This window comes from Streptomyces sp. NPDC044044 (assembly GCF_056434405.1).
On record NZ_JBWKFG010000009.1, the window covers coordinates 426,189 to 443,972 of the forward strand.

Annotated in this window: 16 protein-coding genes; 9 read left to right on the forward strand and 7 right to left on the reverse strand. The window is 70.5% G+C overall.

Annotation, left to right across the window (positions count from 1 at the left end):
- Positions 1 to 75: 75 nt before the first annotated feature.
- Positions 76 to 1,308, reverse strand: coding sequence for a DUF349 domain-containing protein (locus AC07AG_RS32720; RefSeq protein ID WP_478759725.1), 1,233 nt, complete (start codon positions 1,306 to 1,308; stop codon positions 76 to 78).
- 133 nt (positions 1,309 to 1,441) lie between these two features.
- Complete coding sequence (locus AC07AG_RS32725) at positions 1,442 to 2,263, reverse strand: peptidylprolyl isomerase (protein WP_478759726.1); 822 nt, start codon at positions 2,261 to 2,263, stop codon at positions 1,442 to 1,444.
- A 146-nt stretch (positions 2,264 to 2,409) separates the two neighbouring features.
- Between AC07AG_RS32725 and AC07AG_RS32730 the strand changes: the two genes are divergently transcribed.
- Both AC07AG_RS32730 and hisS read left to right on the forward strand, forming a co-directional pair.
- Positions 2,410 to 3,114, forward strand: a complete 705-nt coding sequence (locus AC07AG_RS32730) for an MBL fold metallo-hydrolase (RefSeq protein ID WP_160503787.1) — start codon at positions 2,410 to 2,412, stop codon at positions 3,112 to 3,114.
- 13 nt (positions 3,115 to 3,127) lie between these two features.
- Positions 3,128 to 4,390 (forward strand): histidine--tRNA ligase, encoded by a 1,263-nt coding sequence (gene hisS / locus AC07AG_RS32735; protein WP_478759727.1) that lies wholly within the window; start codon positions 3,128 to 3,130, stop codon positions 4,388 to 4,390.
- Between the two features lie 41 nt (positions 4,391 to 4,431).
- Here hisS and AC07AG_RS32740 read toward each other — a convergent pair whose 3' ends face one another.
- The 4 genes from AC07AG_RS32740 to AC07AG_RS32755 are packed head-to-tail and all read right to left on the reverse strand — an operon-like array spanning position 4,432 to position 7,986.
- Positions 4,432 to 5,058 (reverse strand): response regulator, encoded by a 627-nt coding sequence (locus tag AC07AG_RS32740; protein WP_478759728.1) that lies wholly within the window; start codon positions 5,056 to 5,058, stop codon positions 4,432 to 4,434.
- Positions 5,055 to 6,251, reverse strand: a complete 1,197-nt coding sequence (locus tag AC07AG_RS32745; protein WP_478759960.1) for a sensor histidine kinase — start codon at positions 6,249 to 6,251, stop codon at positions 5,055 to 5,057. Before AC07AG_RS32745 ends, AC07AG_RS32740 begins: the two co-directional genes overlap by 4 nt.
- Positions 6,248 to 7,102 (reverse strand): ABC transporter permease, encoded by an 855-nt coding sequence (locus tag AC07AG_RS32750; RefSeq protein ID WP_478759729.1) that lies wholly within the window; start codon positions 7,100 to 7,102, stop codon positions 6,248 to 6,250. Before AC07AG_RS32750 ends, AC07AG_RS32745 begins: the two co-directional genes overlap by 4 nt.
- Positions 7,099 to 7,986: an ABC transporter ATP-binding protein gene (locus AC07AG_RS32755; protein ID WP_478759730.1), complete on the reverse strand. Its 888-nt coding sequence runs from the start codon at positions 7,984 to 7,986 to the stop codon at positions 7,099 to 7,101. Before AC07AG_RS32755 ends, AC07AG_RS32750 begins: the two co-directional genes overlap by 4 nt.
- Before the next feature lie 138 nt (positions 7,987 to 8,124).
- On the opposite strand from AC07AG_RS32755, the gene AC07AG_RS32760 reads away from it, so the two are divergent.
- The 4 genes from AC07AG_RS32760 to rpsD all read left to right on the forward strand — a co-directional run bounded on the left by AC07AG_RS32760 (position 8,125) and on the right by rpsD (position 11,953).
- The gene (locus AC07AG_RS32760; protein ID WP_478759731.1) at positions 8,125 to 8,784 is read left to right on the forward strand and encodes a vitamin K epoxide reductase family protein; all 660 of its coding nucleotides are present in this window, start codon (positions 8,125 to 8,127) and stop codon (positions 8,782 to 8,784) included.
- A 44-nt stretch (positions 8,785 to 8,828) separates the two neighbouring features.
- Positions 8,829 to 10,178 (forward strand): replication-associated recombination protein A, encoded by a 1,350-nt coding sequence (locus AC07AG_RS32765; protein ID WP_478759732.1) that lies wholly within the window; start codon positions 8,829 to 8,831, stop codon positions 10,176 to 10,178.
- Positions 10,179 to 10,237: 59 nt separating this feature from the next.
- Complete coding sequence (locus AC07AG_RS32770) at positions 10,238 to 10,993, forward strand: HNH endonuclease family protein (RefSeq protein ID WP_478759733.1); 756 nt, start codon at positions 10,238 to 10,240, stop codon at positions 10,991 to 10,993.
- A 345-nt stretch (positions 10,994 to 11,338) separates the two neighbouring features.
- Complete coding sequence (rpsD, locus tag AC07AG_RS32775; RefSeq protein ID WP_249591119.1) at positions 11,339 to 11,953, forward strand: 30S ribosomal protein S4; 615 nt, start codon at positions 11,339 to 11,341, stop codon at positions 11,951 to 11,953.
- Here the strand turns inward: rpsD and AC07AG_RS32780 are convergent.
- Positions 11,941 to 14,121, reverse strand: a complete 2,181-nt coding sequence (locus AC07AG_RS32780; RefSeq protein ID WP_478759734.1) for an ATP-binding protein — start codon at positions 14,119 to 14,121, stop codon at positions 11,941 to 11,943. The two genes, rpsD and AC07AG_RS32780, sit on opposite strands and share 13 nt — an antisense overlap.
- A gap of 160 nt (positions 14,122 to 14,281) precedes the next feature.
- On the opposite strand from AC07AG_RS32780, the gene AC07AG_RS32785 reads away from it, so the two are divergent.
- From AC07AG_RS32785 to alaS, 3 genes are read left to right on the forward strand one after another with little or no spacing between them, the layout of a single operon-like run.
- Complete coding sequence (locus AC07AG_RS32785) at positions 14,282 to 14,731, forward strand: DUF948 domain-containing protein (protein ID WP_478759735.1); 450 nt, start codon at positions 14,282 to 14,284, stop codon at positions 14,729 to 14,731.
- 7 nt (positions 14,732 to 14,738) lie between these two features.
- A complete protein-coding gene (locus AC07AG_RS32790) occupies positions 14,739 to 15,104 on the forward strand; it encodes a DUF6167 family protein (protein ID WP_249591122.1) in 366 nt (121 codons plus the stop codon).
- The gene (alaS, locus tag AC07AG_RS32795; RefSeq protein ID WP_478759736.1) at positions 15,104 to 17,773 is read left to right on the forward strand and encodes an alanine--tRNA ligase; all 2,670 of its coding nucleotides are present in this window, start codon (positions 15,104 to 15,106) and stop codon (positions 17,771 to 17,773) included. Before AC07AG_RS32790 ends, alaS begins: the two co-directional genes overlap by 1 nt.
- The last annotated feature ends 11 nt before the right edge of the window (positions 17,774 to 17,784 follow it).

Below are 17,784 nucleotides of genomic sequence, written 5' to 3' on the forward strand. Positions count from 1 at the left end.
GTCCCGCACGCAGAGGGGCTCCCGTACGCGATGTACGGGAGCCCCTCTGCGTGGACAGCGCGGTCGGCGGAGAACTCAGCCGCCGAACTCGTGCAGACCCTTCAGCGCCTGGTCGAGCAGCGCCTGACGGCCGTCGAGCTCCCTCTGGAGCTTGTCCGCCTTGGCGTTGTTGCCCGCAGCGCGCGCCTTTTCGATCTGCTCGCCCAGCTTGTCGACCGCGGCCTGCAGCTGACCGGTCAGGCCCTCGGCACGAGCACGCGCCTCAGGGTTCGTGCGGCGCCACTCGGCTTCCTCGGTGTCCTGCAGGGCACGCTCCACCGCGTGCATCCGGGCCTCGACCTTCGGCCGCGCGTCACGCGGGACGTGGCCGATGGCCTCCCAGCGCTCGTTGAGCGTACGGAAGGCGGCGCGGGCCGACTTGAGGTCCTTCACCGGGACGAGCTTCTCGGCCTCCTCGGCCAGCTCCTCCTTCAGCTTCAGGTTCTCCGTCTGCTCGGCGTCCCGCTCCGCGAAGACCGCGCTGCGCGCCGCGAAGAACACGTCCTGGGCGCCGCGGAAGCGGTTCCACAGGTCGTCCTCGTGCTCGCGCTGGGCGCGGCCCGCGGCCTTCCACTCGGTCATCAGATCGCGGTAGCGCGCGGCCGTCGGACCCCAGTCCGCCGAGCCGGAGAGCGACTCGGCCTCGCCGACCAGCCTCTCCTTGGTCCTGCGGGCCTCTTCGCGCTGGGCGTCCAGCGAGGCGAAGTGGGCCTTGCGGCGCTTGGAGAACGCCGAGCGGGCATGCGAGAAGCGGTGCCACAGCTCGTCGTCCGACTTGCGGTCGAGGCGCGGCAGACCCTTCCAGGTGTCCACCAGGGCGCGCAGCCGCTCGCCCGCCGCACGCCACTGCTCGCTCTGGGCGAGCTCCTCGGCCTCGACGACCAGCGCCTCCTTGGCGTGCCTCGCCTCGTCCGACTGCTTGGCCTTCTGGACCTTGCGCTCCTCACGGCGCGCGTCGACGGTCTCGACGAGCTTGTCCAGGCGCTTGCTCAGGGCGTCCAGATCGCCGACCGCGTGTGCCTCGTCCACCTGCGCGCGCAGGTGGTCGATGGCGGTCATGGCGTCCTTGGCCGACAGGTCGGTCGTCTTCACCCGGCGCTCGAGAAGTCCGATCTCGACGACCAGACCGTCGTACTTGCGCTCGAAGTAGGCAAGGGCCTCATCAGGAGATCCCGCTTTCCACGAACCGACTTCGCGCTCACTGCCGTCGGCCTTGCGCACGTACACGGTCCCCGTCTCGTCGACGCGGCCCCACGGGTCGCTGCTCACAGCGCCTCCTCCACATGATGCCTGCGCAGGGCCTCGGGCCCCCGGCATCGTCCACAGTTTCGTCACCGCCAACATAGGCGACGCGCGGGGCGGCTGTCCGCATCCCGCGCGTCCGAAGTTTGCCTGCAAGCGGTCAGGATTTCGACACGGTCGCCTTGTCGATGACGACCGTCGCGTTCGGGGCGCCGTCGCCCTGCCCGGTGCTCTCGCCGGCGTCGGCAATCTTCTTGAGCACCTTCATCCCGGAATCGGAAATGGTCCCGAACGGTGTGTAGTCGGGCGGCAGCTGACTGTCCTGGTAGACCAGGAAGAACTGGCTGCCTCCGGTGTCCCGGCCCTTCTTCTCCTGGGCGTTGTACTGGTTGGCCATCGCGACCGTACCCGCCGGATACACGTTCCCCTTCAGGCGCTTGTCCTTGAGGTTCTCGTCCGGGATCGAGTAGCCGGGGCCGCCCTCGCCGGTGCCCTTCGGGTCGCCGCACTGCAGGACGAAGATGCCGCCCGCGGTGAGCCGGTGGCACTTGGTGTGGTCGAGGTAGCCCTTGTTCACCAGGAAGTTGAAGGAGTTGACCGTGTGCGGGGCCTTCGCCGCGTCGAGGTCGAGGCCGATGTCGCCGCAGGTGGTGCTCAGCTTCATCGCGTAGTTCGCCGACTTGTCGATCGTGAGCGCCGGCTCCTTCTTGAAGCTGAGCGGCTTCACCTTGCCGCCCGCGGGCTTCTCGCAGGGGTCCGGCTTCTTGGTGGGACCCGGGCTCGCCACGTCCTTCGGCTTGCCGTCGTCGTCGAAGGCGCCCGCCGCGTACGACACCGCGCCACCGGCCACGACCACCGCGAGCGCCGAGGCGATCACCGCGTTGCGCATCCGCGCCCTGCGCCGTGCGGCCTCCCGGCGCTGCTGCTGCCGCAAGAACTTCTCCCGGGCGAGCTGACGCCGCCGCTGATCGTTGCTGACCACCGGGTGATCTCTCCTCTGCGTGGATGACCGCTTCTGTTAGCCCCGTACCGTATATGGGTTAGCTGTGGAATCGGGAGCGCCGGTAGGCTCTGATCTGCCGCGATCCTGCGCGGTCACCTCCGCCGGACGACGAACGAAGGACGATCGTGCTCATTGCCGGGTTTCCCGCCGGGGCCTGGGGCACCAATTGCTACTTGGTCGCCCCCGCCGCCGGTGAGGAGTGCGTGATCATCGACCCGGGCCATCAGGCCGCCGAGGGAGTCGAGGACGCACTCAAGAAGCATCGGCTCAAGCCCGTCGCGGTCGTCCTCACCCACGGCCACATCGACCACGTCGCCTCGGTCGTCCCGGTCTGCGGTGCACATGACGTGCCCGCGTGGATCCACCCCGACGACCGGTACATGATGAGCGACCCGGAGAAGGCCATAGGCCGTTCCTTCGGCGCGCAGCTGCTCGGCGAACTGACCGTGGGGGAGCCCTCCGACGTCAAGGAGCTGGCCGACGGCGCGCGCCTGAAGCTCGCCGGTCTGGACTTCTCCGTCGCGCACGCGCCGGGGCATACGAAGGGGTCGGTGACCTTCCAGCTCCCCGAGTCCGCCGAGGTCCCCTCGGTGTTCTTCTCGGGCGACCTGCTGTTCGCCGGCTCCATCGGACGCACCGACCTGCCCGGCGGATCGCACGACGAGATGCTCGAGTCGCTGGCGCGCGTGTGCCTGCCGCTCGACGACTCGACCGTGGTCCTGCCCGGTCACAACGAGCACACGACCATCGGCCGTGAGCGCGCCACCAACCCGTATCTGCGTCAGGTGGCCGCCGGCCTGGGAGCCGACGCTCCCCGACGAGGAATGTGACGAGAGAAAACCCGTGAGCACCTTCAAGGCCCCCAAGGGCACCTACGACCTGCTCCCGCCGGACTCGGCGAAGTACCTGGCGGTGCGCGAGGCGATCGCCGCGCCGCTGCGGAACTCCGGGTACGGCTATGTGGAGACCCCCGGCTTCGAGAACGTCGAGCTGTTCTCGCGTGGCGTCGGCGAGTCCACCGACATCGTCTCCAAGGAGATGTACGCCTTCGAGACCAAGGGCGGCGACCAGCTCGCCCTGCGTCCCGAGGGCACCGCGTCCGTGCTGCGCGCGGCCCTGGAGGCCAACCTGCACAAGGCGGGCAACCTCCCGGTCAAGCTCTGGTACTCCGGCTCGTACTACCGCTACGAGCGCCCGCAGAAGGGCCGCTACCGCCACTTCTCGCAGGTCGGTGCGGAAGCGATCGGTGTGGAGGACCCGGCGGTCGACGCCGAGTTGATCATCCTCGCCGACCAGGCGTACCGCACGCTCGGCCTCTCGCAGTTCCGCATCCTGCTGAACTCCCTCGGCGACAAGGAGTGCCGCCCCGTCTACCGGGCCGCGCTGCAGGACTTCCTGCGCGCGCTCGACCTGGACGAGGAGACGCGTCGACGTATCGACATCAACCCGCTGCGGGTCCTGGACGACAAGCGCGACGACGTCCAGAAGCAGCTGGTCGGCGCCCCGATGCTGCGCGACTACCTGTGCGACGCGTGCAAGGCGTACCACGAGGAGGTGCGCGGGCTCCTGACGGCGGAGGGCGTCGCGTACGAGGACGACCCGAAGCTGGTCCGCGGCCTGGACTACTACACGCGTACGACCTTCGAGTTCGTCCACGACGGCCTCGGCTCGCAGTCCGCGGTGGGCGGCGGCGGCCGCTACGACGGCCTCTCCGAGATGATCGGCGGCCCCGCGCTGCCGTCCGTCGGCTGGGCGCTCGGCGTGGACCGCACGGTCCTCGCCCTGGAGGCGGAGGGCGTGGAGCTCGAACTGCCCTCGGCGACCAGCGTGTTCGCGGTGCCGCTCGGCGACGAGGCCAGGCGGGTCCTGTTCGCCAAGGTGACGGAGCTGCGCAAGGCGGGCGTCGCGGCCGACTTCTCGTACGGCGGCAAGGGCCTCAAGGGCGCCATGAAGAACGCCAACCGCAGTGGCGCGCGCTTCACGATCGTCGCGGGCGAGCGCGACCTCGCCGAGGGCGTCGTGCAGCTCAAGGACATGGAGTCCGGCGAGCAGGACGCGGTCGCGGTGGACGAGATCGTGGCCGTCCTGAAGGGCAAGCTGGCCTGAGGCGCCGTGCCCCGGGTGCGACACCGCACCCGGGGCCCTCGTCACTGATCGAGCAGGCCGAACCGCATCGCGCTCGTGACGGCCGCTGTCCGGTCGTCGACCCCCAGCTTCCCGAAGACCCGCAGCAGATGCGTCTTCACCGTGGACTCGGCGACATGCAGACGCCGCCCTATGTCCGCGTTCGTGCAGCCCTCGGCGACCAGCCGGAGCACCGCGGTCTCGCGCGCCGAGAGCCGAGGCCGCTCGGGCCGCGTACGGAGCTGGTCCACCAGCCGCGCCGCCACCGAGGGGGCCAGGACCGTCTCCCCGCGGGCAGCGGCCCGCACCGCATCGGCCAGCTCACCCCGCGCCAGATCCTTGAGCAGATAGCCCGCCGCGCCCGCCTCCACGGCACGCAGGATGTCGCGGTCGGTCTCGTACGTCGTGAGGACGATGACCCGGCAGGGCAGCCCCGCGGTCGCCATCCGCTCGATCGAGTCGGCCCCGCCCCCGCCGGGCATCCGCAGGTCCATCAGGACGATGTCCGGCCGCAGCTCGGCGGCGAGCGCCTCCGCCCGCGGTCCGCTTGACGCCTCCGCGACGACGTCCAGGTCCGGTTCGGCGCTCAGCATGGCGCGCAGCCCTTCGCGTACGACGGGATGGTCGTCCGCCAGCACGATGCGGATCACAGGGCGTTCCTCTCGGGGATCGGAAGCAGGACGGTGACGGTCGTTCCGTCGCCGGGTCCGCTCTCTACCTCGGCGGTGCCCTCGACCTCGGCGGCCCGCGCGCGCAACCCCCGCAGGCCGTACCCCTGCCCCGGCACGCCCGTGTCGAAGCCGCACCCCGTGTCCCGCACCGCCAGGGTGAGCGAGCCCCGCGCGTAGGCCAGGGCGACGGTCGCCGACGTACCGGGCCCGGCGTGCCTGCGTACGTTGGCGAGGGCCTCCTGGCAGGAGCGCAGGGCCACCACCTCCAGGCCCGGCGGCAGCGGGCGCACCTCACCCGTCACGGAGACCTCGGCCTCGTGCCGGGCGGCCAGCCGCCGCAGCGCGTCCGGCAGTGAGCCGCCGTGCAGGTCGGCGGGCGCACGCCCCGCGACCAGGGCCCGCGCCTCCGCGAGGTTCTGCCGTGCCGTCGCCTCCATCAGCTCCAGGTGGCGGCGGGCCGCGGGCGCATCCCGCTCCAGCTCGGCGTCGACGGCCTGGACGAGCATGAGGACGCTGGTGAAGCCCTGCGCGAGGGTGTCGTGGATCTCGCGCGACATGCGCTCGCGCTCCGCGAGGGCGCCGCGCTCGGCGGAGAGCCGGGCGACCTCCTCGCGGCTGGACTCCAACTCGGCTATGAGCTCGGCCCGTTCGAGGCTCTGCTCGATGATGCGGACGGCCCAGCTGCCCATCGCCACCGAGAAGACCAGCGTCACCACGGCGAACACCGAGTTGTAGAAGAGGTCCTGCGGCGAGGGCCGCCACAGCAGCGCCCAGCCCGCCACGGGCGCGAAGTTGATGACGGTGACGCCCGCGATCGCCCAGCGCATCCGCAGGCAGATGAAGCACTGCGGGATGAGGGCGAAGGTCATCAGGCGGGTCTCGCCGATCAGCACGCCGGGCGGCAGGAACAGCGCGACGGCGCCCGCGATGTAGATCAGCGCCCGCCGTTCGTCGGTGCCCTCCTCCATGAGGACGGAGCGGCCGAGCCCCGCGTACCAGGGGACCAGGAGCAGCAGAAGACCCGCGGTGGTGAGCCGGACGGGCCACCCGGGCTCCGCCGTGCCGAGCACGAAGAGCAGGGTGGCCACCCACACCACGGTGAAGTACGCGTCCCAGAGCCGGAACGTGCGCAGCCAGATGTGCGCGTCGCGCGGCCTGGCCGCCCTGCTCATCCGTCGCGCCGGTTCTTCCACCGGAAGGTCAGCAGACACAGCACCAATCCTCCGACGCACCAGGCGCCGAGCACCAGGGCGATGCGGCCGTACTCCCAGCTCCCCGTCTGTTCAAGGACGTTGGCCGACCCGGGCAGGAACACCCCGCGGAAGCCCTGGCACATCCACTTCAGCGGGAAGAGCGCGCCGATGTTCAGCATCCAGTCGGGGATCGTGTCGATGGCGATGTAGACGCCGGAGATGAACTGCAGCACCAGGAAGGGCAGTACGACCACGGAGTTCGCACTGCGTCCGGACTTCGGGACGCTGCTGATCGCGATGCCGAGCAGCGCGCAGCCGGTGAGCCCGAGCACGAAGACCCAGCCGAAGGTGAGCCACTTGCCCGCGCTCGTCGGCAGATCGACGTCGAAGAGTGTCACGCCGACGAGCAACAGGGCCAGGGTCTCCAGGATCCCGGTGACCAGCACGAGCCAGATCTTGCCGAGGAAGTACGCGGCGGGCGGCATCGGCGTCCCGCGCAGGCGCCGAAGCACCTTCTCGTCGCGCTCGATCGCGATGGAGATGCCCAGCGACTGGAAGCTGGTGGACATGACGCCCGCGGCGATCATCGCGGCCACGTAGAGCTGCGACGCCGTGATGCCCGCGCCCTCCACGTCGTTGCTGAAGATCGACGCGAAGAGGAAGAGGAAGACGATGGGGAAGGCGAAGGTGAAGACCACCTGCTCGCGCAGCCGGAAGAACTGCCTCAGCTCCATCGCGCCCTGGTGCAGACCGAGCGCCCAGGCCGAGGGCAGCCGCTGGGGGAGACGCTCGGAGGGGCGTATGCCCGTGGTGGTCGCCGTCGTTGTCATCGCGCGTCGCCTTCCTGTCCGGTGAGCCGCAGATACACGTCCTCGAGGGAGGGGCGGCTGACGCGCAGCCCCGGAATCTCCCCGTCGAACCGGGCCGTGAGCTCGGCGACGGTCCGCGTCGGGGTCTTCGTCGGCTCGCTGCGCGGGGTCCCGTCCAGGTCGGTCCACTCGACGGTGGCCTCGGTCCCGTGGCGGTGGCGCAGGGCCGCGGGCTCGCCCTCGGCCACCACACGGCCCCCGGCGATCACCGCAAGGCGGTGCGCGAGCGCCTCCGCCTCCTCCAGGTAGTGCGTGGTGAGCACGATGGTCGTGCCTTCGTCGGCGAGCCTGCGGATCAAGCTCCAGAACTGGCGGCGCGCGGCCGGGTCGAAGCCTGTCGTCGGCTCGTCCAGGAGCAGGAGTTCGGGGTCGCCGATGACGCCGAGCGCCACGTCGAGGCGGCGGCGCTGGCCGCCCGAGAGGCCCTTGACGCGGCTGGCCGCCTTCTCCTCCAGGCCGACGAGCGCGATGACGTCCTCGGGGTCACGTGGCGTCGGGTAGTAGCGGGCGAACTGACGTACTGTCTCGCGCACCGTCGACTCGGCGGGCGCCGACTCGTCCTGCCACACGATCCCGACGCGCGAGCGCCATCCGCGCCCGGCGGACGCGGGGTCGGCGCCGAGCACCGTGACCTCGCCGCCGTCCCGCGCGCGGTTGCCCTGCAGGATCTCCACGGTGGTGCTCTTGCCCGCGCCGTTGGGGCCGAGGATGCCGAAGACCTCCCCGTGCCGGATGGCCAGGTCGATGCCGTCCACGGCGGCCACGTCGCCGTAGCGCTTGCGCAGCCCCCGCACGTCCACCGCGAGGTCGCCCGCGGCCGCTGTCGTTCCGTCGTCTGCCGTCATGCCGTCGAGCGTCCCGGCGAACCGAACGCTCCGGGACCTCCGTGCGTACCTCCTTATGTCCATCGAACGGTGGACACCCGCGCGCGTGCGGCACAATGTCCGTGCCCGCAGGCCCCCACTCAGCGACGGAACGGCGTGATGAGCAAGACGACCCCGGCAAGCGCAAGCCGCCCCTCCGACCACGATCGCGAGCGGGGCGGAACCGACGCGGACGCGCCACGCGGTGTCGGCGGGAGCCGTGCGTTCGCGCTGCTTCTGGTGATCACGGGTGCGGCGGGTCTGCTCGCGGCGTGGGTCATCACGCTGGACAAGTTCAAGCTCCTGGAGGACCCGGACTTCACGCCGGGCTGCAGCCTCAATCCGGTGGTCTCCTGCGGCAACATCATGAAGAGCGAGCAGGCGTCGGCCTTCGGGTTCCCGAACCCGATGCTGGGCATCGCCGCGTACGCCGTCGTGATCTGTGTCGGCATGAGCCTGCTGGGCCGCGCCCGATTCCCGCGCTGGTACTGGCTGACGCTGAACGCGGGCACTCTCTTCGGGGTCGGCTTCTGCATGTGGCTGATGTACCAGTCGCTGTACGAGATCAATTCCCTGTGCCTGTGGTGCTGCCTGGCCTGGGTCGCCACGATCGTCATGTTCTGGTACGTCACGTCGTCCAACGTCCGCAACGGCTTCCTGCCCGCGCCCTCCTGGCTGCGTACGTTCTTCAGCGAGTTCACCTGGGTGCTTCCGGTGCTGCACGTCGGCATCATCGGCATGCTGATCCTCACGCGCTGGTGGGACTTCTGGACCAGCTGACAGCGCCGAGAGCGTTGTCAGTGGGCTGACGTAGGGTTCCGAGCGTGGAGCCCGACCTGTTTACCGCAGCTGCCGAGGACCGCCAGGAGAAGGACCCTTCGACGAGTCCCCTGGCCGTCCGGATGCGCCCGCGCACCCTCGAAGAAGTCGTCGGCCAGCAGCATCTGCTGAAGCAGGGCTCGCCCCTGCGGAGGCTGGTGGGCGAGGGCGGGGGAGGACCGGCGGGACCGTCGTCGGTGTTCCTCTGGGGACCGCCGGGCATCGGCAAGACCACCCTTGCGTACGTGGTCTCCAAGGCCACGAACAAGCGCTTCGTGGAGCTCTCCGCGATCACCGCCGGTGTGAAGGAAGTCCGCGCCGTCATCGAGGGCGCCCGGCGTGCGATGGGCGGCCACGGCAAGGAGACCGTCCTCTTCCTCGACGAGATCCACCGCTTCAGCAAGGCCCAGCAGGACTCCCTGCTGCCGGCCGTCGAGAACCGCTGGGTGACGCTGATCGCGGCGACCACCGAGAACCCGTACTTCTCGATCATCTCCCCGCTCCTGTCCCGCTCCCTCCTCCTCACGCTCGAACCGCTCACGGACGACGACCTGCGCGGTCTGCTGCGCCGGGCGCTCACCGAGGAGCGGGGCCTGGGCGGCGCGGTCGAGCTGCCCGAGGACACCGAGGCGCATCTCCTGCGGATCTCGGGCGGCGACGCCCGGCGCGCGCTCACCGCCCTGGAGGCGGGCGCGGGCTCGGCCATCGCCAAGGGGGAGAAGGAGATCACCCTCCAGACCCTGGAGGAGTCGGTCGACAAAGCGGCCGTGAAGTACGACCGCGACGGCGACCAGCACTACGACGTCGCGAGCGCCCTGATCAAGTCCATCCGCGGTTCGGACGTGGACGCGGCCCTGCACTATCTGGCCCGGATGATCGAGGCGGGCGAGGACCCCCGCTTCATCGCGCGCCGCCTGATGATCTCCGCGAGCGAGGACATCGGCCTCGCCGACCCCACCGCGCTGCCCACGGCGGTCGCCGCCGCCCAGGCCGTCGCGATGATCGGCTTCCCGGAGGCCGCGCTCACCCTCAGCCACGCGACGATCGCCCTCGCCCTGGCCCCGAAGTCGAACGCCGCGACGATCGCCATCCAGTCCGCCCAGGCCGATGTCCGCGCAGGCCTGGCGGGCCCCGTCCCGCCCCACCTGCGCGACGGGCACTACAAGGGGGCGGCCAAGCTCGGCCACGCCCAGGGCTATGTGTATCCGCACGACGTGCCGGGCGCGATCGCGGCCCAGCAGTACGCACCGGACGCCGTGGCGGCCAAGCGCTACTACCAACCCACGCGCTATGGGGCCGAGGCGAGGTACGCGGACGTGGTCGAGCGCGTGCGCGAGCGCCTCAAGGGCGAGTAGGCAGCCGCACGGCTCGGCTCGGCGGGCGGCCCCCGGCGCTCCCGCCTACGCTCGGCGCCATGGGCACAGCAGCCGGGCCACGCGCGGGGGCCACCCTGCTCGTCGTCGCCGCCCTCGCCGCGGCCTGCACACCACCGCAGCTGGAACGCGCGGCGTCCCGCCACACGAGCAAGCCTCCGACGTCGGCGCAGCAGCCCACCCCGAAGCCGTCCCCCGCCGCCACCCTCGCGAGCCCCGGCTTTCCGCCCACCGCCGCGCGGGCCCGCGACCAGCTCGCCGGCCTCACGGTCGCCTGGGGCAAGAACTGGCAGACGTACAAGCGCTCCGAGTTCGGCGTCGGCTGGTCCGACGACACCGATGCCCCCGGCGGCCGCAACGGCTGCGACACCCGTGACGACGTCCTGCGGCGCGACCTGAAGGACCTGCGTGAGGGCGACCGCAACCCCTGCGTCGTGCTCTCCGGCGTCCTGCACGACCCGTACACCGGCAAGGAGCTGCCCTACTCCTACCGCCGCGCCTCGCAGATCCAGACCGACCACGTCGTCGCGCTCGGCGCCGCCTGGCGGGCCGGAGCCTGGGCCTGGACCGCCCAGCGGCGCCTCACGTACGCCAACGACCTGGACGTCCTGCTCGCCGCCGACAAGGCGACGAACCACACGAAGAGCAGCCAGACCCCCGACAAGTGGAAACCGCCGCGCGAGGAATACTGGTGCGAGTACGGCCGCCGCTGGACCGGGATCAAGGCGAAGTACCAGCTCACGGTCACGGCCCCGGAGAAACTGGCCCTCCAGGACCTCATCGCCACCTGCGGCTGAGGCACCCCCTGCCACCCGGTACACTTGCCCGAAGTGCTGCGTCCCGTGTCCGGTCTCGTACCGGACGCCACCAGAACGGGACATCCAGCCGGAGCCTTGGACCTCACCGTCCAGGATCTCCAGGAGCGTCGCGCACCGTCGAAGGTGTCGCGGGCAGCCCACCACCATCCCGCACTCCGGGAAGCGGTCGGTGGGCCACTCGCGTGCTGCACATAGTGCCCAGACCAGGGAGCGGCTGCCCGCCGGATCCAGCATCACCGGATCCGATGGGTTTCCCAGGCTGCGGATTGCGACCTCCCCTAACCCTGGTGAAGCCGATTTCACATGGAACAGAGAGGTTGGTTCATGCCGAACCAGTCCCGCCCCAAGGTCAAGAAGTCGCGTGCCCTCGGCATCGCGCTGACCCCGAAGGCCGTCAAGTACTTCGAGGCCCGCCCCTACCCGCCGGGCGAGCACGGCCGTGGCCGTAAGCAGAACTCGGACTACAAGGTCCGTCTGCTCGAGAAGCAGCGTCTGCGCGCGCAGTACGACATCAGCGAGAAGCAGATGGCCCGTGCCTACGACCGCGCCAAGAAGGCCGAAGGCAAGACCGGCGAGGCCCTGGTCATCGAGCTCGAGCGCCGTCTCGACGCCCTGATCCTTCGTTCGGGCATCGCCCGCACGATCTACCAGGCCCGTCAGATGGTCAGCCACGGCCACATCGAGGTCAACGGCGGCAAGGTCGACAAGCCGTCGTTCCGCGTCCGTCCCGACGACGTCGTGATGGTCCGCGAGCGCAGCCGTGAGAAGCCGCTGTTCGTGGTCTCGCGTGAGGGTGGCTTCGCCCCCGACGGCGAGATCCCGCGTTACCTCCAGGTGAACCTGAAGGCCCTGGCCTTCCGTCTGGACCGTGACCCGAACCGCAAGGAGATCCCCGTGATCTGCGACGAGCAGCTCGTCGTCGAGTACTACGCCCGCTGACCCGGACGTAGCTCTCCCTGCTTCAGCCCGTCGCCCGCCCTGCCCTCGTGGTGGAGCGGGCGGCGGGTTTTTGCGTGGGTCCGCTGCCCCGCGCCCAGGGCCCGGGAGACCGCGGCGTCCGGGGTGAGGCGCGTCCCGGCGGCCACGCACTCCTCGTACCGCGCGTCGCCCAGCTGTTCGCGGGCCCGCGTCTCGCACAGCTCGTGCGGGCCGCCGAAGTTCCCCGAGCCGAACAGCGGAAGGCCCACCGAAGGCCAGATGCGGGACGCGGCGCCCTGCAGGACCGCGGCCTCGGCCGGGTCGCCCTCCACCGCGGTGAACAGGGCGAGCAGCTCGATCGCGAGCACCGTGCCGAGCAGATCGTTGAAGGCGTGGTCCAGGGCCAGGCACCGCATGACCAGCTCACGGGCCGTCGCGGCCTCGCCGCGCGTCCAGGCCGCGAAGCCGAGGACATACAGGGCGTACGCGAGAGTCCAGCGCTCGCCGTGGTCCTCGCAGACCTGGCGTACGTCCTCGCAGAGCTCCACCGCGCCGGCGAGCTCGCCGCGGAAGGCGAGGGCCATCGCCAGCTCGACCTGGCCCATCAGGACGTTGCTGTTGAGCTCGCCGATCTCGCGGTACTGCTCAAGAGCCGAGCGCAGCAAGGTTTCGGCGCGCTCCATGTCGTCGGCCAGGAGCGCGAGGCAGCCGATGCGGTGCACCGCGTACGCGGTCGCGATGGCGCTGCCGGTACGTTCCGCCTCGTCCTTGCACTCCTGCAGCGCGGCGAGCGCGGCGACCGTGTCGCCCTGCAGCACCGCGACGTAGCCAAGGACCCACAGCGCCTTGAGGCGCGAGTCGTCGTGGTCGCCGTCCAGTTCGAGCGCCCGGTCCAGCCAGTGCCTGCCCTCCGCGAGCCGCCCGCAGCCGACCCAGTAGAACCACAGGCTGCCCGCCAGGTACTGGCCCAGATGCGTCTCGTCCGGCTCCGTCAGGCAGTATTCCAACGCGCCCCGCAGATTGGGCAGTTCGCAGTCGACGAGTTCGGCGACCCGTGCCTGGCGCGGCGAGAACCAGTCCAGCTCGCACCAGGTGGCGAGCCCCATGTACCAGTCGCGGTGCCTGCGCCGCATCCGCGCCGCGTCGCCGGTCGCCTCCAGCCAGTCAAAGCCGTACGCCCTGACCGTGTCGAGCATGCGGTAGCGGACGCCCGTCGGTCCCTCCTCGCGGGTCACGACGGACTGCGCGAGCAGCTCACCGAGCACGTCGAGCACGTCGTCGGCGTGCAGGCCGTCGCCGCTGCAGATGTACTCGGCCGCCTCCAGGTCGAAGGGCCCGCAGAACACCGAGAGCCGCGCCCACAGCAGGCGCTCGCCCGCCGTGCACAGCTCGTGGCTCCAGCCGATGGCCGTACGCAGGGTCTGGTGCCGCGGCGGAACGTCACGCCGGGTTCCGGTGAGCAGTGCGAACCGGTCGTCGAGCCGGGAGAGCAGCTGCGCGGGTGAGAGCGCCCGCAGCCGACCCGCCGCCAGCTCGACGGCCAGCGGGATGCCGTCCAGACGGCGGCACAGCTCCGCCACGTCGGCTTCGTTCTCCTCGTCGAGGGCGAACCCCCGAAGCCCCGCCGCCGCACGGTCGGCGAAGAGCACGGCGGCGTCCGGCGCGGGCAGCGGCGCGAGCGGGAAGATCCGCTCGCCGCAGGTGTCGAGCGGCCTGCGCCCCACCGCGAGCACCCGCAGGCCGGGGGAGCGGTGCAGCAGATCCCCCACCAGGGAGGCACACGCCTCGACCAGGTGCTCGAACCCGTCGATGACGAGGAGGACTTCCCGCTCCGCGAGATGGTCGAGCAGCACCTTGCGCGGCGTGCGATGCGTGTGATCGGTCAGACGCAGCGCGTCGGCGACCGCGTGCTCCACGAGATCGGGGTCCCGGACGGCCGCGAGCTCCACCAGCCAGGCGCCGTCCGGCGGCGCGGCGGCGGAGGCGGCCCGGACGGCGAGGCGTGACTTCCCCACACCGCCGACGCCGGTCACCGTGACCAGGCGTCCGGCCTCCAACGCGGCGGCGAGATCGGCGAGTTCGCCGGTGCGGCCGACGAACGCGTTGAGCTCCAGGGGGAGGTTGCCCGGTCTCGGCGGGCGGGCGGGGGAGTCGTGCCGACCGCTACCGGTGCCCTGATCGCGTCGCATGAGATACGGAGCGTACTCATCCGTAAGCAGTCCGTACAATCACTTCGCTGAACTCCCTTGCCCGTACACGGTAATGCGGTGCGGAGCCTCGGCCCCGGCGCGATAGGGTCGGGGGACGACTTTTCGATGTTCAGGGCCGATGTCCAGGGAGCGGTGCACAGTGTCGGGTGGCGAGGTGGCCGGGATTCTGGTGGCCGTCTTCTGGGCGATCCTGGTCTCCTTCCTGGCCGTGGTGCTTGTGAGGCTGGCGCAGACGCTCAGGGCGACCACCAAGCTCGTCGCGGACGTGACCGAGCAGGCCGTCCCGCTCCTCGCGGACGCCTCCAGCGCGGTGCGCTCCGCGCAGACCCAGATCGACCGGGTCGACGCCATCGCCTCCGACGTCCAGGAGGTCACGTCGAACGCCTCGGCGCTCTCCACGACGGTGGCCTCCACCTTCGGCGGCCCGCTCGTCAAGGTCGCGGCGTTCGGATACGGCGTGCGCAGGGCCCTGGGCCGCAAGGCAGGACCCGAATCAGACAATGTGCCATCGGCACCCGCCCGACGTACCGTGATCGTGGGGCGCACCGTCCCCTCCGCGCGGCGGCGGGGCAAGCGGAAGAAGGACTGACGCAGCGATGTTCCGCCGTACGTTCTGGTTCACCGCGGGCGCCGCTGCCGGTGTGTGGGCCACCACCAAGGTCAACCGCAAGATCAAGCAACTGACCCCCGAGAGCCTCGCGGCGCAGGCCGCGAACAAGGCGCTCGAAGCGGGTCACAAGCTCAAGGACTTCGCTCTCGACGTCCGCGACGGCATGGCCCAGCGCGAGGCCGAACTGGGCGAGGCCCTGGGCCTCGAAGCCCCGGTCGACGCCGAACTCCCCGGGCAGCGCACGGTCGTCGTGGCCATCGAGAACGGTAAGACCAGCAAGACCGACAAGAACAAGCAGGGCAAGTACCTCTCGAAGTCGAAGTACTCGTACAACCGGAATGAGGACCACTGATGGAGTCGGCCGAGATTCGCCGCCGCTGGCTGAGCTTCTTCGAGGAGCGCGGGCACACCGTCGTCCCTTCGGCGTCGCTCATCGCGGACGACCCGACTCTGCTCCTCGTCCCCGCGGGCATGGTGCCCTTCAAGCCCTACTTCCTGGGCGAGGTCAAGCCGCAGTTCTCGCGCGCCACGAGCGTGCAGAAGTGCGTGCGCACGCCGGACATCGAAGAGGTCGGCAAGACCACCCGGCACGGCACGTTCTTCCAGATGTGCGGCAACTTCTCCTTCGGTGACTACTTCAAGGAAGGCGCCATCAAGTACGCCTGGGAGCTGCTCACCAGCTCCGTGGCGGACGGTGGCTACGGCCTCGACCCCGAGCGCCTGTGGGTGACGGTCTACCTCGACGACGACGAGGCCGAGACCATCTGGCGCGAGAAGGTGGGCGTCCCCGCCGAGCGCATCCAGCGCCTGGGCAAGAAGGACAACTACTGGTCCATGGGCGTCCCCGGACCCTGCGGCCCCTGCTCCGAGATCAACTACGACCGCGGCCCCGAGTTCGGCGTCGAGGGCGGCCCGGCCGTCAACGACGAGCGGTACGTGGAGATCTGGAACCTGGTCTTCATGCAGTACGAGCGCGGCGAGGGCACCTCGAAGGAGGACTTCGAGATCCTCGGCGAGCTGCCCAGCAAGAACATCGACACCGGCCTCGGTCTCGAGCGTCTCGCCATGATCCTGCAGGGCGTACAGAACATGTACGAGACCGACACCCTGCGCGTCATCATGGACACCGCCACCGAGCTGACCGGCGTGCGCTACGGCGCCGCGCAGGGCACGGACGTCTCCCTGCGCGTGGTCGCCGACCACATGCGCACGTCCGTGATGCTCATCGGCGACGGCGTCACGCCCGGCAACGAAGGCCGTGGCTATGTGCTGCGCCGCATCATGCGCCGCGCCATCCGCAACATGCGTCTGATGGGCGCCACCGGCCCGGTCGTGCACGAGCTCGTCGACACGGTCATCAAGTCGATGGGCGAGCAGTACCCCGAGCTGCGATCCGACCGCAAGCGCATCGAGACCGTCGCCCTCGCCGAAGAGGCCGCCTTCCTCAAGGCCCTCAAGGGCGGCACGAACATCCTCGACACCGCCGTCACGGAGACCAAGGCCGCCGGCGGCAAGGTCCTGGCCGGCGACAAGGCGTTCCTGCTGCACGACACGTGGGGCTTCCCGATCGACCTCACCCTGGAGATGGCCGCCGAACAGGGCCTGTCCGTGGACGAGGACGGCTTCCGGCGCCTGATGAAGGAGCAGCGGGAGCGGGCCAAGGCCGACGCGCAGGCCAAGAAGACCGGCCACGCCGATCTGCACGCCTACCGCGAGATCGCCGACGCCTCCGGCGCCACGGACTTCACCGGCTACACCCTCACCGAGAACGAGGCCGTGATCGTCGGCCTCCTGGTCAACGGCGTCTCGTCCCCTGCCGCCCGCGAGGGCGACGAGGTCGAGGTCGTCCTCGACCGCACTCCCTTCTACGCCGAGGGCGGCGGCCAGATCGCCGACTCCGGCCGGATCCGCCTGGACAACGGCGCAGCCGTCGAGATCCGCGACGTGCAGAAGCCGGTCCCCGGCGTGCACGTCCACAAGGGTGTCGTCCTGGTCGGTGAGATCACCGTCGGCGACCAGGTCTGGGCCTCGATCGACGTGCACCGCCGCCGTGCCATCGCCCGCGCCCACTCCGCCACGCACCTCACGCATCAGGCGCTGCGCGACGCGCTCGGCCCGACGGCCGCCCAGGCCGGTTCCGAGAACCAGCCGGGCCGCTTCCGCTTCGACTTCGGCTCCCCGTCGGCCGTGCCCACGGCCGTCATGACGGACGTCGAGCAGAAGATCAACGAAGTGCTCGCCCACGAGCTCGACGTGCAGGCCGAGGTCATGTCGATCGACGAGGCCAAGAAGCAGGGCGCCATCGCCGAGTTCGGCGAGAAGTACGGCGAGCGCGTGCGCGTGGTCACCATCGGAGACTTCTCCAAGGAGCTGTGCGGCGGCACGCACGTCCACAACACCGCCCAGCTGGGCCTGGTGAAGCTGCTCGGCGAATCGTCCATCGGTTCGGGTGTGCGCCGCATCGAGGCCCTGGTCGGCGTCGACGCGTACAACTTCCTGGCCAAGGAGCACACGGTCGTCGCCCAGCTCCAGGAGCTGGTCAAGGGCCGTTCCGAGGAGCTGCCCGAGAAGGTCTCCGCCATGCTCGGCAAGCTGAAGGACGCCGAGAAGGAGATCGAGAAGTTCCGCGCGGAGAAGGTCCTCCAGGCCGCCGCCGGTCTCGTCGAATCCGCCAAGGACGTACGAGGCGTCGCACTCGCCACCGGACAGGTGCCGGACGGCACGGGCGCCGACGACCTGCGCAAGCTGGTCCTCGACGTGCGCCACCGCATCCCCGGCGACCGCCCGGCCGTCGTGGCCCTGTTCACCACGGCCAATGGCCGCCCGCTGACGGTCATCGCCACGAACGAAGCCGCCCGCGAGCGCGGTCTCAAGGCCGGCGACCTCGTCCGTACGGCCGCCAAGACGCTCGGCGGCGGTGGCGGCGGCAAGCCGGACGTCGCCCAGGGCGGCGGCCAGAACCCGGCCGCGATCGGCGACGCCATGGCCGCGGTCGAGCGCCTCGTCGCCGAGACGGCCTGATGTCTGAAGGC